Origin of the sequence: Gordonia alkaliphila, assembly GCF_023017165.1 — a bacterium.
Taxonomy (GTDB): domain Bacteria; phylum Actinomycetota; class Actinomycetes; order Mycobacteriales; family Mycobacteriaceae; genus Gordonia; species Gordonia alkaliphila.
This window is the reverse complement of the sequence record NZ_JALKBW010000001.1, coordinates 246123-269047: the sequence shown is the minus strand read 5'-3', so window position 1 is coordinate 269047 and position 22925 is coordinate 246123. Positions and strand designations below refer to the sequence as shown.

Below are 22925 nucleotides of genomic sequence, written 5' to 3'. Positions count from 1 at the left end.
ACCGATGGTCACAACAACCCCCTCGGCCGACGGGGACCGTGTCGGCGTCGACCCCCTATTTCGCATCAGCCCTTTTCCGCGGCGGCCCGCTTCTTCGCGGCCTTCTTGTATTCGCGGACCTTCAGCAACGACTCCGGATCCACCACGTCGGCGATCGACCGGTAGCCGTCCTCACTGAAATCCCCGGCGATCTTCTCCCAGCCGTCCGGGCGCACGTCGAGTTGTTTGCCCAGGAGGGCGACGAACATCTTCACCTTGGCCTTGCCGTAGCCGGGCAGGCCCTCGAGGCGACGTGCCAGATCGCGGCCGGTCGTCGCCTCCGTCCAGACACGCGCGGCGTGGCCGTCGTACTCGTCGACGACGACCCGGGCCAACTGCTGGATACGCGCGGCCATGGATCGGCCGTAACGATGGACCGCCGGGGGAGTGGCGCAGAGCTCCGCGAACTCCTCGGGGTCAGCGTCGGCGATCGTGACCGGGTCGAGGGTGCCGAAGCGCTCGAGGATCTTCACCGGTCCGGCGAAGGCGCGCTCCATCGGGAACTGCTGATCCAAGAGCCCGCCGATGAGCAGGGCGAACGGGTCGCGGGAGATGAGCTCGTCGGCGACGGGATCCATCGTCAGGTGTAGGTCGGCCATGAGGCCATGCTAATCGGGCTCGGGGCTAATCGGGCTCGGGGCTAATCGGGCTCGGGGCTAATCGGGCTCGGGGCTAATCGGGCTCGGGGCTAATCAGCCGCGGCGACGTCGGTGGGCTGGCAGACTCTGCTGACATGTCCCGCCGCTCGCGCCTCGTCCGTCCCTTCGCCTCGCTGGCCCTCGCGGCCGCCACCGTCGCCGGAGGCGTCGCGGTGGGGGAGGCGCAGGCCGCGCCGGAACTGCGCAACTACGTCAAGACCATCCGGTGCGACAGTGCCAACCCGTTCCCGGCGCCCCGCGTACCGATCACGGTGGACGTGTGGAATCAGGTGCGCTTCCCGTCCGACGGTCTGCCCGGGCCCGCGATCGAACTGATTGCCAGCAGCCCGCGCCCGCAGGGGCTGCTGCCCAACACCGGGATCTACACCATGTCGACCACGGTGAACTGGCACAACGTGACCACCGGCAAGCGCGGCGTGGTGCGCGTGCCTACCCGCGCGAACCGCATCACGTGGCAGGCCGTCCTGCACCCCGGTGCGGGCCAGGTGAACTTCCGCATCACGCAACGCATCGGCGCGTTGGTCTTCGTGCCCATGGTGAACCCGCAAGTGTCCACCTGCCGGGGTTCCGCACGGGCCTGACGCCTGTCGACGCCGACCCGCGCGGACGGACCGCGACCTAGAACAGGCCCTCGAGGTAGGTGAGGACGGCGGCCTTCTCCTGACGATCACCGTCGGCGGCGTCGGGCGTGAAGTACGTCTTCGCGGTCACCTTATTGCTGGCGAGCTGTGCGTCGGCCAGGTACCGCAGCGCCTCGTGGACCTGGTTGGCGTCGTTGCGCAGCGTCTGGCTCATCATCAGCGGACGGCTGAAACCGTTGCGCGGCAACGCGAGTGAACGTCGCAGCGACGCCGCCAGCTTCGGGCTCGACGCCACCGACTTGCTGACGAGATCGCCGAGGGCCACACCCTTCACGGCGTCGCGCAGGTCGGGCGCGCACATCGTCTGCGCCTTGGTGACCAGCTGCTGGCCGGTCTTCGACAGCACCGAGGCCACGTCGTCGGCCTCCAGGGAGGCCAGCGCGTAGACCACGTCGGCGGTGATCGTCTCGGAGACCGCGGGCGAGGAGGGCTTGAGGCCGCTGATCAGCACGTCGATGCCGGCCGGGATGCTGGTGGCGACGGCGCCCTGGAAGTCGCTGTCGCGTCCCTGCCACTGGGTGCCCTTGCGCGCCAACTCGATTGCGGCGGCAGCACCCTGCGCTTCGCCGAGCACCGCCCACTGCGGGGCCACCGAGCCGTCGACCACGACGCCGGCGAGGACGGCGTCGAGCAGGTTGCGAGCGGTCACCGCATGATCGATGTACTGGGGCGAGGTGCCGGCGCCGACCATCCCGTAGTCCGGGGTGATGACGGCGAAACCGTTGCGCAGCAAGGCGGCGACGGTGTCGCGATTGCCGGCGACCGGGCCGCTGGAGGCGTTGCAGGTCTCCGCGATGCCGTAGCCGGCGGGAGCGTTGACCACCACCGGCCATCCCCCCGCGGGTGCCTTGCCCTTGGGTTCGAGGATGGTGGCGATCGCCAAGTGCAGGCTGTCGTCGACGCCGGTGGTCCAGTAGCTGTACCGCTGTCCCGCCGCCGCAGCGGTCGGCAGCGAATCCTGGAGCAGCTGCTGGTTGGCGTAGACCGCGCCCGCGGTCTGGCCGGGCGCCGATCGGCTCGGCTGGCTGGGCTGAGCCGTATCCGGCTCGGCGAACGCCTGCGTCGCTGTCACCACGCCGCCCGCGGCCAGCGCGGCCACGGCGGTGGTCGCGGCCAGTGTCTTGCGGAGACGGGGGGACTGAAGGCGGGAGCGGCGGGGATTCATGAGCGTTCTCTGTTCAATTCAAGGATCCAGGGATCGGGGTTCCATCAAGGGATCGGGGGGGATCAGCAGAGCGGAAGCCGCCGACGCGCCGGACCGGTCGGCCGCGGCACGCCGGTCGGGCGGTGCCGACTCAGGAGGCGGGGGTGTCGACGATGCCGACCGCGGGCAGGAAGAAGCAGGTGCGGCCCGCGTTGGTGGTGGTGCCGAACACCGCGGTCAGGATCGACCCCTGGCCGGTGTCGACCCGGGCCATGCGGATCGGTGCCGACCGGGTCAGCGCCTTCAGGGCCGCCGAATCAGTGATCTCCGAGACGGGCTTCAGATCGGCCAGGCCGCCCTTCATCGACGCGGTGTTGAACCACGCCACCTGGAAGTTGTCGCGGGTGTGGCCGGCCGGCGGGAGCAGGGCGTAGGCGGTCTGGTCGGCGCTCAGTGCCGACGTGATCTCGGTGAGATCCTGATTCTGGTCGAGCAGATCGCCGAGTGCGCCGATGCCGAGGCCGTCGAGCAGGTCGCCCAGGGCCTCGCCTGCGGTCTTGTCGCCGACCTTGGGGAACGGTCCGGGGAAGCCGACGGCGGGCGCGGTGACCAGGCCGAGCGGATTGTCGTCGGTGGGGGTTCCGCAGAACGGGGCGAAGGCCGGGGTCAGCGCCTTGGCTCCGGTCAGTCGCTCCAGGGCCTCCAGCCCGCTGCCCGCCACACCCAGCGGGCTGTCGACGTCATTGGCCGCCGCGGGGCGGGTGCGGGCAGTGCCGGGTCCGCGGGAGCCGGTGCCGGGGCCGCCGGGTCCGCAGGTGCCGGTGCAGCGGGGTTCGGGTCGGCCGGTGCCGGTGCCGGTGCGGTCGGGCTCGCGGGCGCCGCGGGATCGCCGTCCGTGCCCGGCAGCAGCGAACTCGGATCGAGCTGGCCGCCGGCCTCCAGGATCGCCTGCAGCGCTTCGGTCGTCATCTGATCGCCGCCCGCGGCCTTCAGCGCGCGTAGCGCGGCGGCCAACTCGGCGTCGAACGGAATCTGGCCGAGCGACAGGGCTTGCAGTCCGCCGGCGAGCAGCGCCGGGGCCTGCGATACCGGTTCGGCCTGGGTGGGTCCGGTGCCGATGAGGGCGGCGGCGAGTGCGGCGGCCACGGCGATGGCGCCGGTACGAGCGGCGGGGCGAAGGCGTGCGGCCACGGCGAAACTCCTCACGAGTACGTGAAACAGATGGGACTAATGTTGCTTATGTTAAAGAACAACAGTCTTGTGACTTCTTTGCAAGTCGCCGAGTTCTTACCGTGACCTGATCGCGACCCGCAGGAGATTCCCGCATGCAGGGGGTGGCCGGCGGACGGTCCGTCGATGCGGACGGGCCCCGACGCCGAATCGGCGTCGGGGCCCGCTGAGCTGGGCGACCGGTGTGGTCAGATGATCGCGGTACCGATCGTGGGCGCGATGCCGCAGGTGATCCGCTTCCCCTTGATCTTGGTGGTCACGTTGCCGTGGATCGTCGAGACGATCCGGCCGCGGCCGGTATTGGCGATCGCGGTGAAGGTGCCCGGGCCCTTCTCGGCGTTGATCTTCGCGTTCGGCAGCAGGCGCTGCTGGCCGGTCCGGCCGTTATCGATGTTCAGCCAGGAGACCCACAGTGAGCGGGCGGTGTTCTTCTGGGCGACGCCGGTGCCGAGGCTCGTGTAGACGTAGCCCGCCTGGCCGCGCTTGGGGCCGGGGGCCGGGGCCTTCTGCGGTCCCGCGGTCACCAGGGCCATGCCGACCGAGTTGCCGTTGCCGGGCATGCAGCCCAGGCCGATGGTCGGGTAGAGGAACTGCTGGATGCGCGGCTTGTTCGGTCCGCTCGGCAGCTGCGGCGAGTCGTCGTCCTTGGCGGCCGGGGTGCGCAGCGCGGCATCCTCGCGGGCGTGGACGGCGGCGGCCTCGGTCGCGCCGGGCTCGCCGAGGAAGTCGATGAGCTGACGGAAGGTGTCGGCGGCCTCGGCGGGGAGCAGGGGGTTGTCCGCCATCGAGCGCACGTCCGCGAGCAGCTTGGTGTTCACCTGGCCGTCCGAGTCGCGGGTGGCCACGGAGCCGATCAGGGCCGGGGCGATCGCCCCGAGTGCGTCGAGAACCTGCTGATCCACCTCGGGCGCGTCGGCGGCGTCCGGGATGGGGAGCTCTTGTGCCTGATCCGATTGGGGGGCGGGCGCGCCGGGCTCGGCGTAGGCGGCCGGAGCGGTGAAGGCCAGTGCGGCGGCCAGCGACAGCGCGGCGAGCGAGGCCGGGGCTACTCGGGTGCGGGTGCGAACGGTACGCACAGCGGAGTTCCTAACGTTCGAAAACAGTCTGCGGGCGAGTGTAACCACACTTGCCTGAAACTACTGTGGCAATTGTTGCCAGTGTTACCAAAGTGATGTGTGACGGCAGTGTCGAGCGGTAGGGGTGTCGTCGACGGCGCGGACTCGGTAGATTCCTGAACGGTCGCCGGACACCCCGGAGCCGACCCAGATCTGTTCTGCCCCAGATATGTTCCGCGGCAGATCTATGTTCGCCTAGATCTCTACCGCATCGCATCTGTCAGGAGACCCGCTGTGAAGAAGCTGTCCCGTCGCACACCGGTGGCGCTGCTCGCCGTCGGCGCCCTCGTGGCGACGCTCACCGCGTGCACCAGTGACTCGTCGGACACGACGGTCACCGTCCTCACGCACAACTCCTTCGAGCTGCCGAGCTCGCTCATCGAGGAGTTCACCGCCGAGACCGGTTTGAAGGTCGACTTCGTCGCGTCCGGCGGCGCGGGCCAGTTGTCCTCGGTGGTCTCGCTGAGCGCTGGAAAGCCCAAGGGGGACGCGGTCTTCGGCATCGACAACACGTTCGCCGCGCGACCGATCGAGGCCGGTGCGCTCGATCCGTACACCTCGCCGCTGGCCGGGGAGGGCGCCGATCGCTATGCGGTGCCGGACTCGGAGAACGAACTGACCGCGATCGACCACGGCGACGTCTGCATCAACATCGACGAACAGTGGTACGACCGCGAGGGCATCCCCGCGCCGACCGGTTTGGACGACCTGAAGGACCCGCAGTACGCGAACCAGGCGGTGCTGCTCGATCCGGCGACGTCGTCCCCGGGCATGAGCTTCCTCCTGGCGACCATCGGCACGTACAAGGACAAGGCGCCCGACTACTGGCGTGCACTGATGGACAACGGCGCGCAGGTGGTCTCCGGATGGGAGATCGCCTACAACCAGCTCTTCAGTGCCGGTGAAGGACACGGCACCAAGCCCATCGTGGTCTCCTATGCGAGTTCGCCCGCGGCGACGCCGGGTACTCGCGCCCTGCTGTCGGGCTGCTTCGCCCAGATCGAGTACATCGGGGTGCTGCGCGGTGCGGCGAACGTCGACGGCGCGCGTAAGGTGATCGACTGGATGCTCAGCCCGCAGGTGCAGGCCGCGCTCCCGACGTCGATGTACGTCTACCCGGTCCGTGAGGGCACGCCGCTGCCGCAGAACTGGCGTCTGCGCGCGCCGGCGCCGCAGTACACGGTGACGATGTCGCCGCAGTACATCAACGCCAATCGGGAAGCCTGGTTGAAGGATTGGCGAGCCACCGTCCGCTGATGACGGTTCCGCCGCCCGCTCCCTCGACCCGTCGGTTCGGCCGACGGGCCGCGGGCGCGCTGCCGGCCCTCGTCCCGCTGCTGTTCGTCGGGGCGCTGTTCCTCGCGCCGCTGGCCGCCTTGGCGAAGCGGGCGTTCGACGACGCCGACGCGGTGTCCCTGGCCGAAGCATGGCGGCGCACCGAGGCGCTGGACCTACTGGGCGTGACGGTGGGCATGGCGGCGGCGTCGGCGGTGCTGGCGGTGCTGGTCGCGGCACCGATCGTGTGGCTCGTCTCCACCGTCGATCTGCCCGGCATGCTGGCGGTGCGCGTGCTGGTCACCCTGCCGTTCGTGCTGCCGACCGTGGTGGTCGGCGTCGCCTTCCGCGCGTTGGGCACCGGGCTGCTCGACGGCTTCGGCCTCGACTCCGGGCTGGGCGCGATCCTGCTGGCGCACGTCTTCCTGAACGTGGCCGTGGTGGTGCGCGTGGTCTCGGCCGTCTGGCAGCAGGTCGATCCGCAGGCCGTCGTCGCCGCCCGCACCCTGGGGGCTTCGCCGTGGCGGGCCTTCCTCGACGTGGTGGCGCCCCGCCTGGTGCCCGCCGTCGCGGCGGCCGCGGCGCTGGTCTTTCTGTTCTGCTCCACCAGTTTCGGCGTGATCGTGATTCTCGGCGACGGTCGGGTGCGCACCCTGGAGACGGAGATCTATCAGCAGGGGGTGGGGTACTTCCGGATCCCGGAGGCGGTCTCGCTCTCGTTCCTGCAGATCCTGCTGGTGGTGTGCGCCCTGCTGTTGGCGCGGCTGCTGGGGCGGTCGGCCCCGGCCACCAGCGACCGCGGCGGCCGTCGACAGCGCCCGCGCGGGTGGGTCTGGTTCGCGGTCTTCGCGGTCTCGGCGTGGACGGTGCTGTGGCTCGTGGTGCCCATCGGTTCGCTGGTGGTGCGCTCGCTGCGGCCGGGCGGCCAGTGGTCCACCGCGGGCTACCGGGTGCTGTTCGACGACGCCTCGTCGGTCAGCATCGCGGACTCGCTCCGCTACTCGGTCAGCAGCGCCTTCGCGGCGATGGTCATCGCGGTGGCGGTGGGCCTGATCGCCGCGACCGTCATGACCCGGCGCCGCGATGCGGTGGCCAAAGTCGGTGCGGCCCTGGCGATTCTGCCGCTGGGGGTGAGCGCGGTGACCCTCGGTTTCGGATACGTGGTGCTCACCACCTACCTCCCGCGGGAGGTGGGGACGTCGTCGCTGCTGATCCCCGCGGTGCAGGCGCTCATCGCCATCCCGGTGGTGATCGGCATGGTGGTGCCGGCGCTGGCCGAGGTGCCGCAGCGGCGCCGCGATGCCGCCGCCGTGCTCGGCGCCGGTCCGGCGCGCGTGTTCTGGACCGTCGACCTGCCGATGATCGGTCGATCCTTGGGCGCCGCAGCGGGTTTCGCGTTCGTGATGGCGATGGGGGAGTTCGGCGCCACCACCTTCCTGGCCCAGGCCCACACCACCACGCTGCCGGTCCTCATCGGTTCGCTGATGGGCCGGCCGGGCGCGGACAACCTGGCCGCCGCGATGGCGGCCTCCGTACTGTTGGTCGCTGTGAGTGCAGCGGTGGTCTTCTTCGTCGAGCTCGCCGCGCCGCGCGGCGCGCAGGCCGCGGTGGGAGGGCGACGATGAGTGTTCTGCAACTGCGCGACGTGACCGTCCGTTACGGCGCCACCACGGTGCTCGACGGCCTGGACTGGGCGGTGGGTGCCCAGGACAGTCCGGTCACTGCGCTGCTCGGGCCGTCCGGGTGCGGGAAGTCGACGCTGCTGCGCGCCATCGCCGGCCTGGAGCCGCTCGCACGCGGCGCGGTGACCTGGGACGGTCAGGACTTGGCGGCCGTGCCGGTGCACCGGCGCGACTTCGGCGTGGTGTTCCAGGACGGACAACTCTTCTCCGGTCGCACCGTGGGCGCGAACGTCGCCTACGGTCTGCGGCGACGCCGCTGGACGCGTCCGCAGATCGCGGCGCGCATCGAGGAGATGCTGGAGCTGGTGCAGCTGCCCGGTATCGCGGCCCGCCGCGTCACCGAACTGTCCGGCGGGCAGGCGCAGCGCGTCGCGCTCGCCCGCGCGCTGGCCCCGCGGCCGCGTCTGCTGCTGCTCGACGAGCCGCTGGCCGCCCTCGATGCGCGGCTGCGGGAGGACCTGGCCTTCGCGATCGGCGACATCGTCCGCGCGGCGGCCACCCCGACGGTGGTGGTGACCCACGACCGCGCCGAAGCCGCGCTCCTGGCCGACGAGGTGTCGGTGATGCGCGCGGGGGTCATCGTGCAGACCGGAGCGCCCGCGCACCTGTGGCGCCGACCGGCCGACGACTGGGTCGCCGACTTCCTCGGCGCGACGTCGCAGCTCGATGCCCGGGCGACCGACGGCCGCCTGGTGACCGTGTTCGGAGAACTCGATGCGACCGCCTTCGGGGCGCTGCCGGACGGACGGTGCCGACTCGCGCTGCGACCGGAGTCGGTACTCGCGGCGCCGGTCTCCGCGGAACCGGACGCCCCGGACGCCCCGGCGGCCGTGGGCGTGGTGACGCACGTCGCGGCGCTGCCGTCCGGACTGCGTCTGCGTGTGCGGACCGACGTGCTCGGCGAGATCGATGCGCTCGCCGAGCGGCCGGTGCGGATCGGCGATGCGGTGGCTCTGACCCTCGATCCGGCTCACGTGGGGGTGATCGGACTGTGAGATTCGTCGTAGCCGGGGCCGTGGTCCGGGAGCGCGTCGAGCGCGAACTGCTGCTGGCGCAGCGGTCCTATCCGGCCGACGTCGCGGGGCTGTGGGAACTGCCCGGCGGCAAGCTCGCGCCGGGGGAGACCGCCCCAGCGGCGCTCGTGCGCGAACTGACCGAGGAGCTCACGGTCACCGTCCGTCCAGGGGCGGCGCTGACCCAACAGGTGCTGCTCCAGCCCGACCTGACCCTCATCGCGCACTGGGCCACGCTCGTCGACGGCGTGCCGCGGGCCGTCGAGCATCAAGGTCTGACCTGGGTGGATGCCGACGGATTGGCGTCGATGGCCGCCGGTGGAGAGCTGGTGCCCGCCGATACCGCGTGGGTGCCGGAGCTGCTCACTTACCTTCGCGGGCGGGATTCAGCCGGGCCTTCTTGAGCGCCTTGCGCGCTTCCTTCTTGGACATGCTGTCCAGGTCCAGCTTCTGCATCCGGTGGATCACCACCGGGCAGCGCAGGCACCGAGTGCTCTTCTTGCAGCACTTTTTCTTCGGGGTCAGGTGCGCGACCTTCGCCGGATCCGGTTTGCCCATACCTCTCACGGTACGCCCACCGGCGCGCCGCGAGGGCCGGGTGCGGATCGCGCACCGGGGTGCGGTACGGGTACTCTGATGAGGTTAATTTTCACCGCGAGCGATGCCGTCGTGCTGAGGCCGGGTGGAACCAAAGAGAGCGAGAGAGACCTTCAGTGAGCCCTGTCACCAACTTCCGCAACGTCGCGATCGTGGCGCACGTCGACCACGGTAAGACCACCATGGTCGACGCGATGCTGCGCCAGTCAGGCGTCTTCGGCGAGCGCGCCGAACTCGTCGACCGCGTGATGGACTCCGGAGACCTCGAGCGCGAGAAGGGCATCACCATTCTCGCGAAGAACACCGCCGTTCACCGCCGCCAGCCCGACGGCACCGAGTACGTCATCAACGTGATCGACACCCCGGGCCACGCCGACTTCGGCGGCGAGGTGGAGCGCGCACTGTCGATGGTCGACGGCGTGGTGCTGCTGGTCGACTCGTCCGAGGGCCCGCTGCCGCAGACCCGCTTCGTGCTGCGCAAGGCGCTGGCCGCGTCGCTGCCGGTGATCGTGGTGGTCAACAAGACCGACCGTCCCGATGCGCGCATCAGCCAGATCGTCACCGAGGCGCAGGATCTGCTTCTGGACCTGGCGTCGGACCTCGACGATGAGGCCGCCGAAGCCGCCGAGCTGGCCCTGGAGCTGCCGGTGCTGTACGCCTCCGGCCGCGCAGGCATCGCCAGCACCGTCGAACCCGCCAACGGCTCGGTTCCCGAGGGCGACAACCTCGACCCGCTCTTCGACGTCCTGATCGACAAGATCCCCGCGCCCAAGGGCGACCCGGAGGCTCCGCTGCAGGCGCACGTCACCAACCTCGACGCCTCCCCGTTCCTCGGTCGACTGGCCCTGGTCCGCATCCACAACGGCATGCTGCGCAAGGGGCAGACCGTCGCGTGGTGCCGCGAGGTGGACGGCCGGCCCGTGATCGAGAAGGCCAAGATCACCGAGCTGCTGCAGACCGTCGGCGTCGACCGTGCGCCCGCCGAGGAGGCCGTGGCCGGCGACATCGTCGCCGTCGCCGGTATGCCGGAGATCATGATCGGCGACACCCTCGCCGATGCCGACAACCCGGTGCCGCTGCCGCGCATCACCGTCGACGAGCCCGCCATCTCGGCGATCGTCGGCACCAACACCTCGCCGCTGGCCGGTCGGGTGAAGGGCCACAAGCTCACCGCCCGCATGGTCAAGGACCGTCTGGATAGCGAGCTCATCGGCAACGTCTCGCTCCGTGTGGAAGACATCGGCCGCCCCGACGCGTGGGAGGTGCAGGGCCGCGGTGAGCTGGCGTTGGCCATCCTCGTCGAGCAGATGCGTCGCGAAGGCTTCGAGCTGACCGTCGGCAAGCCGCAGGTGGTCACCCGCAAGGTCGACGGCAAGGTGCACGAGCCGTTCGAGCACCTCACCATCGACGTGCCCGAGGAATACCTGGGCTCGGTCACGCAGCTGCTGGCCGCCCGCAAGGGTCGTATGGACCAGATGAACAACCACGGATCCGGCTGGGTGCGCATGGAGTTCACGGTGCCCTCGCGCGGTCTGATCGGCTTCCGCACCGACTTCATGACCGAGACCCGCGGCACCGGCATCGCCAACGCGGTCTTCGCCGAGTACGCGCCGTGGGCCGGCGAGATCCGCGCCCGGCACACCGGTTCGCTGGTGTCCGACCGCGCCGGTTCGGTGACCCCGTTCGCCATGATCCAGCTCGCCGACCGCGGCACCTTCTTCGTGCATCCCGGCGACGACACCTACGAGGGCCACGTGGTCGGGATCAATCCGCGACTGGAGGACCTCGACATCAACGCCACGCGTGAGAAGAAGCTCACCAACATGCGGCAGTCGTCCGCGGACGTGATGGAGACCCTCGCCAAGCCGATGGAGCTCGATCTCGAGGCCGCGATGGAGTTCTGCGCCGCCGATGAGTGTGTCGAGGTGACGCCCGAGGTGGTGCGCGTGCGTAAGGTCAACCTGGACAGCACGACCCGTGCCCGTGAGCGTTCGCGGGCGAAGGCGCGCGACGCGAACGCCTGACGAGCGAGGAGTCCGATGAGTCGATGGGCGCGGTTCGGGCGTCGTAGCACCGTGGCGGCCATGGCCGGTCTGGTCGCGGTGAGTGCGACCGCTTGCATGAGTGATCCGCCTCCGCCGGTTCGGGAGACCCTGCAGACTCCCACGCCGAACGAGTATCCGGACGAGCGGACCGTCTACCTCGCCACGGACTCGATCGGCGCCGGTTTCAATCCGCACCTGGGTGCCGATCAGAGCGTGGTGACCACGGCGATCGCGGCGATGACGCTGCCGAGCGCGTTCGTCCCGGAGAGCACCCCGGCCGGCGAGGTGTGGCGGCTCAACGACGTCCTGCTCACCTCCGCGGAGGTGACCAGCACTGAGCCGTTCACGGTGACCTATCACCTGGTGAACGACGCCCAGTGGTCCGACGGACTGCCGGTGACCGGCGACGATTTCGCGTACCTCTGGCAGCAGATGGCGCGCCAGCCCAACGTCGTCGGTCAGGCCGGTTACCGCGCGATCAAGAACGTGCAGACCTCCGGTGGCGGCAAGGTGGTCGCGGTGACCTTCTTCGACGAGTACCCGGCGTGGCGCGAGCTGTTCACCAACCTGCTCCCGAGTCACAAGCTGCGGTCGGATCCGATCGGTTTCCAGACCGGGATGGACAAGGGCAAGCCGGTGACCGCCGGGCCGTTCTCGGTCTACTCGATCGACCGGGCCCGCGACGAGGTGCGGCTGATCCGCAACGATCGGTACTGGCGCACGCCGCCGGCCCTGGACCAGGTGGTGCTCCGTCGCGCGGGCACCGAGCCGCAGATGGCGCAGACCGTCCGCAACGGCGACACCGACGTGGCGTCGTTGACGGCCGGACCGGCGAGCGCCGCCGAACTGTCGGCGATCCCCGGGGTCCGCAGCGCTCGCACCCCCGCCACCCGAACGCTGGTGGTGAACCTGAACACGCGCGCCTCGGTCATGAAGGAGCTGCCGGTGCGGCAGGCCGTCCTCGGCATGCTCAACGGCGGCGTGATCACCGCGGCCGCGGCCGGCGACGACGTGGTCGCGCCGTTCGCGAACACCGTGTACGCGCCGTCCGAGCGCGGCTACTTCGAGGTCGATCGCGCCCGCCCGAGCGCCGACCAGGTGCACCGCTGGCTCACCTCGGCCGGTTACGAGCGGGGCGTGCCCCGCGAGCGTCCCGCGCCGAAGACGCCCGGGACGAGCAGTTCGGTGCAGCCGTCGAGCGAGGTCCCCACGACCAGCGCGCCGCCCACCACCACCGCGGTGAAGAACGCACCGGAACTTCCGTACGGCGTCGCGCCGTATCTGAAGGACGGCAGGCCGCTGGTGGTGCAGATCGGCGCCACGAACACCGATCAGCGCGCGATGTCCGCCGCCGAGAACATCGCCGACCAACTGCGCGGCCAAGGCGTGCGCGCGGCGGTCCGCGGGCTGAGCAACACCGAGCTGTACGGCCAGGCGCTCTCCCGCGCCGAGGTCGACCTCGTGGTGGGCTGGGCCTCCGCCGGTATCGACCCGGCCGCGGCACTGGCCTCCCAGGTGGGCTGTCAGGAGCCGCCCGCTGGCACCGAATCGGGTGCGCACACCGTGGAACCGGAGGCCGATCCGGCCGTCGACCACAGCGTGCTGCCCACGCCCACCGGCTCGGCCGGTACGCCGGCACCGTCCGGCACGAAGGACGAGGGCGAGTCCGACCCGGACGCGAGCTACATCGGCAACATCTCCGGTCTCTGCGACCCGGAGCTGATCGCCCTGGCCGCGACCGCGATGACCGAGTCCGATCCGACCGCCACGCTGACCACCGCCGAACCGCTGCTGGCCGCCAAGGCGGTGTACCTGCCGATCTACCAGGACTCGGTGTTCGTCGCCGTCACCGACAAGGTGACCGGGGTGCCGGTGACCGGCCCGATGCAGGTCGGCATCTTCGGTGACGCCGTGGCGTGGAGGCAGTCGTGACCGCAGTCGGCCGACGGCGCCTGTTGGTGCTGCACGCGCACCCGGACGACGAGTCGATCATGACCGGCGGCATCATCGCGCACTACCTGGCCGCGGGCGTGGACGTCCGCGTCCTCACCTTCACGCTCGGGGAAGAGGGCGAGGTGATCGGTGACGAATGGGCCGAGCTCATCGCCGATCGCGCCGATCAACTCGGCGGTTTCCGGATCTCCGAACTGACGGCCGCGCTCGCCGCCCTCACGCCGCCCGGATGTGCGCCGGTGCGACCGCGCTTTCTCGGCGGCGCCGGCCGGTGGCGGGATTCGGGCATGGCGGGCACCCCGTCGGCGCAGCACCCGCGGGCGCTGGTGCAGGCCGACGCCGACCTGCTGGCGCGGACCCTGGCCGACGAGATCGTCGCCTTCGATCCGCACGTGATCGTCACCTACGACGTCGCAGGCACGTACGGGCACCCCGACCACATGCGGGTGCACGAGATCTCGCACCTGGCGATCCCGCTGGCCGCCGCGGAACTGGGGCACGGCGCCAAGGTCTACGAATCGGTCACCGAAGCGGGGGGACTGGCCGCCGGGCAGGCGCGCATCGGCGATGTGCCCGCCGGCTGGCGTCGACCGGAGCCCGGTGAGCTGGCCAGCTACCCGGACGAGGCGATCGGTGCCGCGGTGGACGTCTCCGACGTGTACGCGGCCAAGGTCGCCGGACTGGCGGCGCACGCCACCCAGATCACGGTGGCGCCGTCGGGCACCGAGTTCGCGCTGAGCAACAACATCATCCAGCCGATCCTGCCGACCGAGTACTTCCTGCGGGTCGGCGACGACCTCGACACCCCGGCGCAGCGCGAGACCGATCTGTTCGCGGGTCTGCCGTGACCGCGGGCGAGCGCGTCGAACTGGCACTGGTGACGGTGGCCGCCGGCCTCCTGACCGTGCTCTGCTGCGCCTTCCTGATGATCTCGGTGGGGCCGGTGCCGTTCCCGGTGACCGCGCTGCTGGCCGGACTCGGCAACTTCGGCCTGGTGTGGCTGGCCGCGCAGTACACCGATTCCGCGTGGCGATTCGCGCCGCTGGCCGTGTCCGGGGTGGTGATGATCGTGGCGATGATGCCTATCCCCGGCGACTTCCCCGGGTGGATCACCGGGCTCCCGATGCTGCTGATGCTGCTGTTCGGCCTGGGGCTGCCCGCCTCGGTCGCCGCCCGTCTGCGGTGAGGAAGCACGGCTGTCTACAGTGGGTCGTGTGACCCTCGAAGTCGATCCCACCCCCTCGGCACTGCGGCGCGCTCTTCGTCGGGCGCACGACGGCGTCACCCTCAATCAGGACGAGGCCGCGGTCCTGATGGCCGCGCGCGGGGACGATCTGACCGCCCTCTGCGAGGCGGCCGCCCGCGTCCGTGACGCCGGCCTGGAAGCCGACGGGCGGGCCGGGCAGATCACCTATTCGCGCAAGGTCTTCATCCCGCTGACCCGCCTGTGCCGCGACCGCTGCCACTACTGCACCTTCGTCACCGTGCCGGGCAAACTGGCCCGCGCCGGACAGGGCGCGTTCCTCGAACTCGACGAAGTGGTGGCGCTGGCCCGCGAGGGCGCCGCACTCGGCTGCAAGGAAGCGCTCTTCACCCTCGGCGACCGGCCCGAGGACCGCTGGCCCGCCGCGGCCCAGTGGCTCGACGAGCGCGGCTACGACTCGACGCTCGACTACGTGCGCGCCGCGTCGATCCGGGTACTCGAAGAGACCGGTCTGCTGCCGCACCTGAATCCCGGCGTGATGAGCTGGGAGGAGATCAACCGGCTCAAGCCCGTCGCACCGTCGATGGGCATGATGCTCGAGACCACGGCGCGGCGGCTGTTCACCGACAAGGGCGAATGCCACTACGGCAGTCCGGACAAGGACCCCGAGGTCCGCAAGCGCGTGCTGGTCGACGCCGGGCGCCTGTCCGTGCCGTTCACCACCGGGATCCTGGTCGGTATCGGGGAGACGCGCTTCGAGCGCGCCGACTCGATCCTGGAGATCCGCAAGGTGCACAAGGCTTTCGGGCAGGTGCAAGAGGTGATCGTCCAGAACTTCCGGGCCAAGCCGGACACCGCCATGGGCGCGGTGCCGGACGCCGAGATGAGCGAGTTCCTCGCGTCGGTCGCGGTGGCCCGCCTGCTGCTGGGGCCGAAGATGCGGATTCAGGCGCCGCCGAACCTGGTGTCGGAGAACGAATGTCGCGCGCTGATCGCGGCCGGCGTGGACGACTGGGGCGGCGTCTCGCCGCTGACCCCCGACCACGTCAACCCGGAACGCCCGTGGCCCAACCTCGACGATCTGGCGCGCATCACCGCGGCGGGCGGATACACGCTGACCGAGCGGATCGCCGCGCAGCCGCGCTACGTGCTGGCCGGCCAGCCGTGGATCGACCCGCGGATCGCCGGTCACGTGGCCGCGCTGTCCGATCCCGTCACCGGGCTGGCCCGCGACGTGCTGCCCACCGGGCTGCCGTGGCAGGAGCCGGACGAGGAGTGGGGGTCGTCGGGCCGCATCGATCTGAACACCGAGATCGACGTCGACGGCCGCAACACCGAGACCCGCAGTGACCTCGGCAGCGCCTTCGGCGACTGGGACACTATCCGCGAGCAGGTGCTCGCGCTCGGCGACCAGGGGGCGCCGCGCCGCCTCGACTCCGAGGTGGCCAGTGCCCTCGCCCGCGCCGAGAACGACCCGGCCGGACTGTCCGACGACGAATACCTGACGCTGGCCACCGTCGACGGCGACGGCCTCGAAGCCCTGGCAGCCCTGGCGGATGCGATCCGCGCGGACGTGGTGGGCGACGACGTCACGTACGTGGTGAACCGGAACATCAACTTCACCAACATCTGTTACACCGGCTGCCGGTTCTGCGCGTTCGCCCAGCGCAAGGGCGACGAGGATGCCTTCACGCTGTCCACCGAAGAGGTGGGCGACCGGGCGTTCCAGGCGCACCTCGCCGGCGCCACCGAGGTGTGCATGCAGGGCGGCATCGATCCCGAGCTGCCGGCCTCCGGGTACGCCGACATCGTGCGCGCCGTGAAGGCCCGGGTGCCGTCCATGCACGTGCACGCCTTCAGTCCGATGGAAGTGGTGAACGGCGCCGCCCGCTCCGGCGAGTCGGTACGCGAGTGGCTGCTCGGTCTGCGTGAAGCCGGGCTCGACTCCATTCCGGGCACCGCCGCCGAGATCCTCGACGACGAGGTGCGGTGGGTGCTCACCAAGGGCAAGCTGCCGACCGCGTCGTGGATCGACGTGATCACCACGGCGCACGAGGTGGGCCTGCGCTCGAGTTCGACGATGATGTACGGCCACGTCGACGCGCCCCGGCACTGGGTGGGGCACCTGAACGTGCTGCGCGACATCCAGGACCGCACCGGCGGGTTCACCGAGTTCGTGCCGCTGCCCTTCGTGCACCAGTCGTCGCCGCTCTACCTGGCCGGCGCCTCGCGACCCGGCCCCACGCAGCGGGACAACCGGGCCGTGCACGCGCTGGCGCGGATCATGCTGCACGGCCGGATCGACCACATCCAGACCAGCTGGGTGAAGTTGGGCGTGGAAGGCACACGCGCGATGCTGCGCGGCGGCGCCGACGACCTCGGCGGCACCCTGATGGAGGAGACCATCTCCCGGATGGCGGGCTCGGCGCACGGCTCGGAGAAGACCGTCGCCGAACTGCACGAGATCGTCGAGGGCATCGGCCGCACCCCGCGCCAGCGGAGCACCGAGTACGGCCGCGTCGACTCACCCGTCGCCGCTCGCCCCACCCTCGCCGTCGTCGACTGATCCGAGCCGGAAGGCGGCAGCCCAGCCCGGAGGCGTCCTCCGGGCTGGGCTACTGAGTGGCTGAGGCTCGGCTCAGCGGGCGCCGAACATCTTGGCGAGACGGCCGGGCTGCTTCTCGTGGCCCGGGCAGCGCTTGCTGGCGGGCACGCCGCGCATCACTTGGTCGACGTGCTGGCCGCAGCCGCGCCAGGTGACTTTGCCGCAGGTCTTGCAGGTGGCTTGCTGACACATGATGGTTCTCCTAAAAGTGACTGATCGGGGGATCTGCAGGGTGGTCAGGGGACCAGTTCGGGGTGGACGGCACGCAGGGTGAGCATGCCGCCGGACAGGTTGGCCGATTCCAGGCCGGACTGCCGGAGGATCCGGTAGGCCAGGTAGCTGCGCTTGCCGCTCTGGCAGTACACGCGGATCGGGCGGCCGGCCGCGGCCTCGCGGATCTCGTCCAGGCGCTCGCGCACCTGGGTGTGCGGCACCAGCAGGGCGCCGTCGACGTGGCCCTCGTCGTACTCCTCCCGGCTGCGCGCATCCAGGAGGAAGTAGCCGGGCTCGTCGAGCTGATCGGCGTACCAGAGGTCCAGCTCACCGTCGAGCACGTTCTCGGCGATCATGCCGGCCAGGTTCACCGGGTCCTTGGCCGAGCCGTACGGCGGTGCGTAGGCCAGGTCCAGGTCGATGAGCTCGGGGCCGGTCATCCGGTTGGCGATGGCGGTGGCGAACACGTCGATCCGCTTGTCCACACCGTCCGGGCCCACGCCCTGCGCGCCCAGGATCAGGCCGTCGGAGGTGCGCAGGTGCACCAGCAGGCTCATCTGGACGGCGCCGGGGAAGTAGCCGGCGTGGTTGTCTGCGTGCAGGTGAATGGTGCGGTACTCGATGCCCGCGGCGTCCAGGGCGCTGCGATTGGCGCCGGTCAGGGCGGCGGTCAGCGAGCCGACGCGGACGATGGCGGTGCCCAGCGGATGGGGGATCGGCCGCGCGGTGTCCGGGTTGACGATGTGATCGGCCACCAGGCGTCCGGCACGGTTGGCCGGACCGGCCAGCGCGACCGGGCGGCGCAGACCGGTGATCCGGTCAGTGGAGATCACGGCGTCGCCGACGGCCCAGATGCCGTCGAGGTTGGTGCGACCGTGTTCGTCGACGATGAGCGCGCCGCGCTCGTCGGCCACACCGGCGTCGAGGAATACCTGGGTGTCCGGACGCACGCCGACCGAGAGGACCACCACGTCGGCGGGGATCCGCGTGCCATCGGCGAGCACGACGACGTCCTCGTCGGATCCCGACTCGATGGCGGTGGCGCCCACGCCCTCGTGGACGGTGATGCCCATCGCGGTCAGCTCGGCGCTGATCCGGGCGGCGATCTCCGACTCCAGGGGAGGCAGCACGTGCGGGGCCAGTTCCACGACGTCGACGGCCAGGCCCTGCATGCGCAGGCCCTCGGCGGCCTCGAGGCCGATGAAGCCCGCACCGAGCACGACGGCACGCTGGGCGCCGTCGGTGACGGTGTCGCGCATCTGCACGGCATCGCCCACCGTCCGCAGCGTCTGCACGCGCGGGGAGTCGAGGCCGGGCAGCGGCGGGCGGATGGCGGAGGCGCCGGGGGAGAGCACGAGGGCGTCGTAGGCCACCGTCTCGACGCCGGCGTCGCTGCGCACCTGCACGGTCTTGGCCGCGGGGTCCACGGCGATCACGTCGTGGCGGATGCGCACGTCGATGTCGAGCGCTTCGCGCAGCGATTCCGGGGTCTGCACCAGCAGGTCCGCGCGGTCGGTGATCTCGCCGCTGACGTAGTAGGGCAGGCCGCAGTTGGCGAACGAGGGATGTTCGCCGCGTTCGAAAACGATGATCTCAGCGTTCTCGTCCAATCGCCGGGCCCGCGCCGCAGCGCTCATTCCGCCGGCGACGCCGCCGACCACAACAATTCTCATGATTGCCTCCTCCGTGGGTCCAACTATACCCACGGGGGTATCTATTCCGGGACTGGTGTGGGCTTGTTCACTCTCGTTTTTCTCGGGCTGCGCATAAATCCGCGCCGGTGAGGGGGTATGCCCGCGTCGCCGATGCAGACCTCGGCGGCATGCCGGTTAGGCTGTCATAGTTGTCTGAGACTTTCCGGTGCGATCAGCCCTCGAACCGGAGTTCTGGCGTGTGTGAAGAGGAGAGACGTCGTGACCTACATCATCGCTGAGCCGTGTGTGGATGTGCTCGATCGGGCGTGCGTGGAGGAGTGCCCCGTCGACTGCATCTACGAGGGCGGCCGGATGCTGTACATCCAGCCCGACGAGTGCGTCGACTGCGGTGCGTGCGAGCCGGTGTGCCCGGTCGAGGCGATCTTCTACGAAGACGACGTGCCCGACGAGTGGGAGCCCTACTACGCGGCGAACGTCGACTTCTTCAGCGAGCTCGGCTCGCCCGGCGGCGCCAGCAAGGTCGGCAAGGTCGACTTCGACCCGCCGTTCATCAAGAACCTGCCGCCGATGGGCGAAGAAGCCTAGCGGTGGCCCATCGCCTGCAGCCGGTCAGCGCGACGCTGCCCGACTTCCCGTGGGACTCCCTCGCCGACGCGAAGGCGCAGGCGAGCGCCCACCCCGGCGGAATCGTCGACCTGTCGGTCGGCACCCCGGTGGACCCGGTGGACCCGATCATCCGGCAGGCACTCGCCGACTCCTCGGAGTTCCCCGGCTATCCCGCGACCGTCGGCACCCGTGAACTGCGCGACGCCGCCGTCGCCGCGCTCGCTCGGCGCTTCGGCATCGACGGGCTGGACGAGTCGTCGATCCTCCCGGTGATCGGCACCAAGGAAGCCATCGCCGGGTTGCCCGCACAGCTGGGCGTACCCGCCGGCGACCTGGTGGTGATCCCCGAGGTGGCGTACCCGACCTATGAGGTCGGCGCGCTGCTCGCCGGTGCACGTGTGCTCCGCGCCGACTCGACGGTGGCGGTGGGGCCGGAGCGCCCGGCGCTGCTGTTCCTGAACTCGCCGTCGAACCCGACGGGCAAGGTGCTGCCGGCGGACCACCTGCGCAAGGTGGTCGCGTGGGCGCGCGAGCGCGGCGTCGTGGTGGTCTCCGATGAGTGCTACCTGGGCTTGGCCTGGGACACCCCGGCCGTCTCGATCCTGGATCCGGCGATCTGCGGCGGCGACCACACCGGCCTGATCGCCGTGCACTCGCTGTCCAAGGTCTCCAATCTCGCCTCCTACCGGGCCGGTTTCCTGGCCGGAGACACCGCGCTCATCGCCGAGCTCCTCGCGGTGCGCAAGCACGCGGGCATGATCGTGCCGTACCCGGTGCAGGGGGCGATGATCGCCGCCCTGAACGACGACGTGCACGTGAACGAGCAGCGCGAGCGCTACCGCCTGCGCCGCGACACCCTGAAGGCCGCATTGGGCGCGGCGGGGTTCACCGTCGACCACTCCGAGGCAGGCCTCTACCTGTGGGCCACGCGGGGCGACGACGCGCGTGCGACCGTCGACTGGCTCGCCGAGCGCGGCATCCTGGTGGCCCCCGGCGACTTCTACGGACCGCAGGGCGCCCGCCACATTCGGATGGCGTTCACCGCCACCGACGAACGCGTCGCCGCCGCGGCCGCCCGCCTAGCCTGAGTACGGCCGAAAAGGCGGGCGGCGCGGCGCCGGAGGACATCAGTCGTTGGCGTGCAGGGCTTCGTTGAGCTCGATGCCGTCCCCCTGCGAGGCGGTCACCTCGACGGTGCCGGTCTGGGAATTGCGGCGGAACAGCAGGTTGTTGCGGCCGGCCAGTGCGCGCGCCTTGACCACCTTGCCGTCCGGTCCGGTCACCTTGGTGCCCGCGGTGATGTAGAGCCCGGCCTCCACCACGCAGTCGTCGCCGAGGGGGATGCCGCAGCCGGCGTTGGCGCCGAGCAGGCAGCGGCGACCGATCGAGATGATCTCCTTGCCGCCGCCGGACAGCGTGCCCATGGTCGACGCGCCGCCGCCGATGTCGGTCCCGTCGCCGATCACGACGCCCGCCGAGATCCGGCCTTCCACCATGGAATGGCCCAGGGTGCCGGCGTTGAAGTTCACGAAGCCCTCGTGCATCACGGTGGTGCCCGACGCCAGGTGCGCGCCGAGGCGCACGCGATCGGCATCGCCGATGCGGACGCCGCTGGGCACCACGTAGTCGACCATGCGCGGGAACTTGTCGACGGAGCTGACGCTGACCGGGCCGCGGGCCCGCAGCCGGGTGCGGGTGGCTTCGAAGCCGTCGACGGCGCAGGGGCCGAAGTTGGTCCAGACGACGTTGGCCAACAGACCGAAGATGCCGGTCAGGTTCTGGCCGTGCGGGCGCACCAGGCGGTGTGAGAGCAGATGGAGGCGAAGGTAGACGTCGTGGGCGTCGACCGGCGGCGCCTGCAAGTCGGCGATCACGGTGCGGACCGCGACGGTACTCACGCCGCGGGCGCCGTCCACGCCGACGGCCTCGATCAGTTCCCGGGGGGTGTCCACATCGCTCAGGAGCACTGTGCCCGCGTCTTCGCTCGGATCGGTGATCAGCTGCGGATCGGGAAACCAGGTGTCCAGGACGACACCGTCGTCGGTGAGCGTGGCGATTCCGATGGCAGTTGCACCTTGAGTAGTCACGGAGAGATCTTACCCGCCTCACTACAGTGGATCCGGTGAGCGTTCCCGACCTGAACCTGCGTGCCGATCCCGTCGACCTGACCGCCGCCCTGGTGGACATCGCGAGTGTGAGCCGCGACGAAACGCTGATCGCCGACGCCGTCGAGGCGGCGCTGCGCGCGCAGACCCGCGGCTTCGAGATCGCCCGGTTCGGCAACAACGTGCTGGCGCGGACCCGGCGCGGCGCCGCCTCCCGTGTGATCCTGGCCGGACACCTGGACACCGTGCCGCTGGCCGACAACGTCCCGTCGTGGCGGACCGACACCTCCGAGGAGGGCGACGTGCTGCACGGCTGCGGCACCGTCGACATGAAGTCGGGGCTCGCGGTGTTCTTGCACCTGGCCGCCACTCTCGACGATCCAACGCACGACCTGACGCTGATCTTCTACGACTGCGAGGAGATCGCCGCCGAGTTCAACGGGCTCGGCCGGATCGAACGCGAGAAGCCGGATTGGCTGGTCGGCGACGTCGCGATCCTCGGCGAACCGACCGGCGGTCTCATCGAGGCGGGCTGCCAGGGCACGCTGCGCGTCCGCTTGGCCGCCACCGGAACCCGCGCCCACTCGGCGCGCGCCTGGATGGGCGAGAACGCCATCCACAAACTGGGCGGCGCGCTGGTGACGCTCGGCGCCTATGTGCCGCGCCGCGTGGACATCGACGGCTGCGAGTACCGCGAGGGACTCTCGGCGGTCGCGGTGGCCGGGGGAGTGGCAGGCAACGTGGTGCCCGACGCCGCGCACCTGGACGTGAACTTCCGCTACGCCCCGGACCGCACGCCCGAGCAGGCCCTGGCGCACGTGCGGGAGGTCTTCGCGGCCGAACTCGCCGACGGTGTGCTCACCGCCGCAGTGACCGACTCGGCGCCCGGCGCACTGCCCGGACTGGCGCAGCCCGCGGCGGCGGCCCTGGTCGAGGCGGCCGGCGGCCGTTTCCGCGCCAAGTACGGGTGGACCGACGTGGCCCGCTTCGCCGCCCTCGGGGTGCCCGCGGTGAACCTCGGTCCGGGCGACCCGAGCCTCGCGCACCGTGCCGACGAGCGGGTTCCCGTCGCCCAGATCTACGAGGTGACCGAGGTGCTCCGCCGCTACCTCCGCGTGTGAGCGTCCTCAGTGCGTGAGCGTCC

22 protein-coding genes are annotated in these 22925 nt (G+C 70.6%); 13 read left to right on the top strand and 9 right to left on the bottom strand.

Going from position 1 to position 22925, the window contains the following annotated elements:
* Window positions 1-65: 65 nt before the first annotated feature.
* Window positions 66-638: an HhH-GPD-type base excision DNA repair protein gene (locus MUG78_RS01285; RefSeq protein WP_246991461.1), complete on the bottom strand. Its 573-nt coding sequence runs from the start codon at window positions 636-638 to the stop codon at window positions 66-68.
* A 134-nt stretch (window positions 639-772) separates the two neighbouring features.
* Here MUG78_RS01285 and MUG78_RS01280 point away from each other — a divergent pair, with 134 nt between their 5' ends.
* Entirely contained in the window at window positions 773-1279 is a 507-nt protein-coding gene (locus MUG78_RS01280) for a hypothetical protein (protein ID WP_246991459.1), read from the top strand.
* Between the two features lie 37 nt (window positions 1280-1316).
* Here MUG78_RS01280 and MUG78_RS01275 read toward each other — a convergent pair whose 3' ends face one another.
* The 4 genes from MUG78_RS01275 to MUG78_RS01260 all read right to left on the bottom strand — a co-directional run bounded on the left by MUG78_RS01275 (window position 1317) and on the right by MUG78_RS01260 (window position 4789).
* Window positions 1317-2504 carry an alpha/beta hydrolase gene (locus MUG78_RS01275; RefSeq protein WP_246991458.1) on the bottom strand — a complete coding sequence of 396 codons (1188 nt, stop codon included), beginning with the start codon at window positions 2502-2504 and terminating at the stop codon, window positions 1317-1319.
* A 130-nt stretch (window positions 2505-2634) separates the two neighbouring features.
* Window positions 2635-3204: a hypothetical protein gene (locus tag MUG78_RS01270; protein WP_246991449.1), complete on the bottom strand. Its 570-nt coding sequence runs from the start codon at window positions 3202-3204 to the stop codon at window positions 2635-2637.
* Complete coding sequence (locus MUG78_RS01265; RefSeq protein WP_246991447.1) at window positions 3168-3674, bottom strand: hypothetical protein; 507 nt, start codon at window positions 3672-3674, stop codon at window positions 3168-3170. The genes MUG78_RS01270 and MUG78_RS01265 overlap by 37 nt, the downstream gene beginning before the upstream one ends.
* A gap of 227 nt (window positions 3675-3901) precedes the next feature.
* The gene (locus tag MUG78_RS01260) at window positions 3902-4789 is read right to left on the bottom strand and encodes an Rv1157c family protein (RefSeq protein WP_246991445.1); all 888 of its coding nucleotides are present in this window, start codon (window positions 4787-4789) and stop codon (window positions 3902-3904) included.
* 273 nt (window positions 4790-5062) lie between these two features.
* Here MUG78_RS01260 and MUG78_RS01255 point away from each other — a divergent pair, with 273 nt between their 5' ends.
* From MUG78_RS01255 to MUG78_RS01240, 4 genes are read left to right on the top strand one after another with little or no spacing between them, the layout of a single operon-like run.
* Window positions 5063-6085 carry a thiamine ABC transporter substrate-binding protein gene (locus MUG78_RS01255; RefSeq protein ID WP_246991443.1) on the top strand — a complete coding sequence of 341 codons (1023 nt, stop codon included), beginning with the start codon at window positions 5063-5065 and terminating at the stop codon, window positions 6083-6085.
* The gene (locus MUG78_RS01250; RefSeq protein ID WP_246991441.1) at window positions 6085-7728 is read left to right on the top strand and encodes an ABC transporter permease; all 1644 of its coding nucleotides are present in this window, start codon (window positions 6085-6087) and stop codon (window positions 7726-7728) included. The genes MUG78_RS01255 and MUG78_RS01250 overlap by 1 nt, the downstream gene beginning before the upstream one ends.
* Window positions 7725-8780, top strand: a complete 1056-nt coding sequence (locus tag MUG78_RS01245) for an ABC transporter ATP-binding protein (protein WP_246991439.1) — start codon at window positions 7725-7727, stop codon at window positions 8778-8780. The genes MUG78_RS01250 and MUG78_RS01245 overlap by 4 nt, the downstream gene beginning before the upstream one ends.
* Window positions 8777-9202 carry a (deoxy)nucleoside triphosphate pyrophosphohydrolase gene (locus MUG78_RS01240; protein ID WP_246991437.1) on the top strand — a complete coding sequence of 142 codons (426 nt, stop codon included), beginning with the start codon at window positions 8777-8779 and terminating at the stop codon, window positions 9200-9202. Before MUG78_RS01245 ends, MUG78_RS01240 begins: the two co-directional genes overlap by 4 nt.
* Here the strand turns inward: MUG78_RS01240 and MUG78_RS01235 are convergent.
* Entirely contained in the window at window positions 9162-9356 is a 195-nt protein-coding gene (locus tag MUG78_RS01235) for a hypothetical protein (RefSeq protein WP_246991435.1), read from the bottom strand. The genes MUG78_RS01240 and MUG78_RS01235 overlap by 41 nt on opposite strands.
* A gap of 155 nt (window positions 9357-9511) precedes the next feature.
* Between MUG78_RS01235 and typA the strand changes: the two genes are divergently transcribed.
* From typA to MUG78_RS01210, 5 genes are read left to right on the top strand one after another with little or no spacing between them, the layout of a single operon-like run.
* Window positions 9512-11419 (top strand): translational GTPase TypA, encoded by a 1908-nt coding sequence (gene typA / locus MUG78_RS01230; RefSeq protein WP_246991433.1) that lies wholly within the window; start codon window positions 9512-9514, stop codon window positions 11417-11419.
* Between the two features lie 15 nt (window positions 11420-11434).
* On the top strand, window positions 11435-13372 hold the full coding sequence (locus MUG78_RS01225; RefSeq protein WP_246991431.1) for an ABC transporter family substrate-binding protein: 1938 nt from the start codon (window positions 11435-11437) through the stop codon (window positions 13370-13372).
* Window positions 13369-14241: an N-acetyl-1-D-myo-inositol-2-amino-2-deoxy-alpha-D-glucopyranoside deacetylase gene (gene mshB / locus MUG78_RS01220; protein WP_308221317.1), complete on the top strand. Its 873-nt coding sequence runs from the start codon at window positions 13369-13371 to the stop codon at window positions 14239-14241. The genes MUG78_RS01225 and mshB overlap by 4 nt, the downstream gene beginning before the upstream one ends.
* Entirely contained in the window at window positions 14238-14579 is a 342-nt protein-coding gene (locus MUG78_RS01215) for a hypothetical protein (protein WP_246991429.1), read from the top strand. The genes mshB and MUG78_RS01215 overlap by 4 nt, the downstream gene beginning before the upstream one ends.
* Window positions 14580-14598: 19 nt before the next feature.
* Complete coding sequence (locus MUG78_RS01210; RefSeq protein ID WP_372493076.1) at window positions 14599-17163, top strand: bifunctional FO biosynthesis protein CofGH; 2565 nt, start codon at window positions 14599-14601, stop codon at window positions 17161-17163.
* 72 nt (window positions 17164-17235) lie between these two features.
* On the opposite strand, the gene MUG78_RS01205 is transcribed toward MUG78_RS01210, so the two are convergent.
* Window positions 17236-17394: a DUF8730 family Cys-rich protein gene (locus tag MUG78_RS01205; RefSeq protein ID WP_246991425.1), complete on the bottom strand. Its 159-nt coding sequence runs from the start codon at window positions 17392-17394 to the stop codon at window positions 17236-17238.
* Window positions 17395-17438: 44 nt separating this feature from the next.
* Window positions 17439-19088 (bottom strand): FAD-dependent oxidoreductase, encoded by a 1650-nt coding sequence (locus MUG78_RS01200; RefSeq protein ID WP_246991423.1) that lies wholly within the window; start codon window positions 19086-19088, stop codon window positions 17439-17441.
* A 240-nt stretch (window positions 19089-19328) separates the two neighbouring features.
* Between MUG78_RS01200 and fdxA the strand changes: the two genes are divergently transcribed.
* Window positions 19329-19655 carry a ferredoxin gene (fdxA, locus tag MUG78_RS01195; RefSeq protein WP_246991421.1) on the top strand — a complete coding sequence of 109 codons (327 nt, stop codon included), beginning with the start codon at window positions 19329-19331 and terminating at the stop codon, window positions 19653-19655.
* 2 nt (window positions 19656-19657) lie between these two features.
* Window positions 19658-20764: a succinyldiaminopimelate transaminase gene (gene dapC, locus MUG78_RS01190; protein ID WP_308221316.1), complete on the top strand. Its 1107-nt coding sequence runs from the start codon at window positions 19658-19660 to the stop codon at window positions 20762-20764.
* 39 nt (window positions 20765-20803) lie between these two features.
* On the opposite strand, the gene dapD is transcribed toward dapC, so the two are convergent.
* On the bottom strand, window positions 20804-21763 hold the full coding sequence (dapD, locus tag MUG78_RS01185; protein WP_246991419.1) for a 2,3,4,5-tetrahydropyridine-2,6-dicarboxylate N-succinyltransferase: 960 nt from the start codon (window positions 21761-21763) through the stop codon (window positions 20804-20806).
* A 35-nt stretch (window positions 21764-21798) separates the two neighbouring features.
* On the opposite strand from dapD, the gene dapE reads away from it, so the two are divergent.
* Window positions 21799-22902: a succinyl-diaminopimelate desuccinylase gene (gene dapE / locus MUG78_RS01180; RefSeq protein ID WP_246991417.1), complete on the top strand. Its 1104-nt coding sequence runs from the start codon at window positions 21799-21801 to the stop codon at window positions 22900-22902.
* Window positions 22903-22925 lie beyond the last annotated feature (23 nt).

What these genes read in the sequence shown, in the direction of transcription:
- MUG78_RS01285 (WP_246991461.1), bottom strand. Translation starts at nt 638, where the DNA reads ATGGCCGACCTACACCTGACGATGGATCCCGTCGCCGACGAGCTCATC.
- MUG78_RS01280 (WP_246991459.1), top strand. Translation starts at nt 773, where the DNA reads ATGTCCCGCCGCTCGCGCCTCGTCCGTCCCTTCGCCTCGCTGGCCCTC.
- MUG78_RS01200 (WP_246991423.1), bottom strand. Translation starts at nt 19,088, where the DNA reads ATGAGAATTGTTGTGGTCGGCGGCGTCGCCGGCGGAATGAGCGCTGCG.
- MUG78_RS01235 (WP_246991435.1), bottom strand. Translation starts at nt 9,356, where the DNA reads ATGGGCAAACCGGATCCGGCGAAGGTCGCGCACCTGACCCCGAAGAAA.
- MUG78_RS01205 (WP_246991425.1), bottom strand. Translation starts at nt 17,394, where the DNA reads ATGTGTCAGCAAGCCACCTGCAAGACCTGCGGCAAAGTCACCTGGCGC.
- MUG78_RS01275 (WP_246991458.1), bottom strand. Translation starts at nt 2,504, where the DNA reads ATGAATCCCCGCCGCTCCCGCCTTCAGTCCCCCCGTCTCCGCAAGACA.
- MUG78_RS01245 (WP_246991439.1), top strand. Translation starts at nt 7,725, where the DNA reads ATGAGTGTTCTGCAACTGCGCGACGTGACCGTCCGTTACGGCGCCACC.
- MUG78_RS01225 (WP_246991431.1), top strand. Translation starts at nt 11,435, where the DNA reads ATGAGTCGATGGGCGCGGTTCGGGCGTCGTAGCACCGTGGCGGCCATG.
- MUG78_RS01250 (WP_246991441.1), top strand. Translation starts at nt 6,085, where the DNA reads ATGACGGTTCCGCCGCCCGCTCCCTCGACCCGTCGGTTCGGCCGACGG.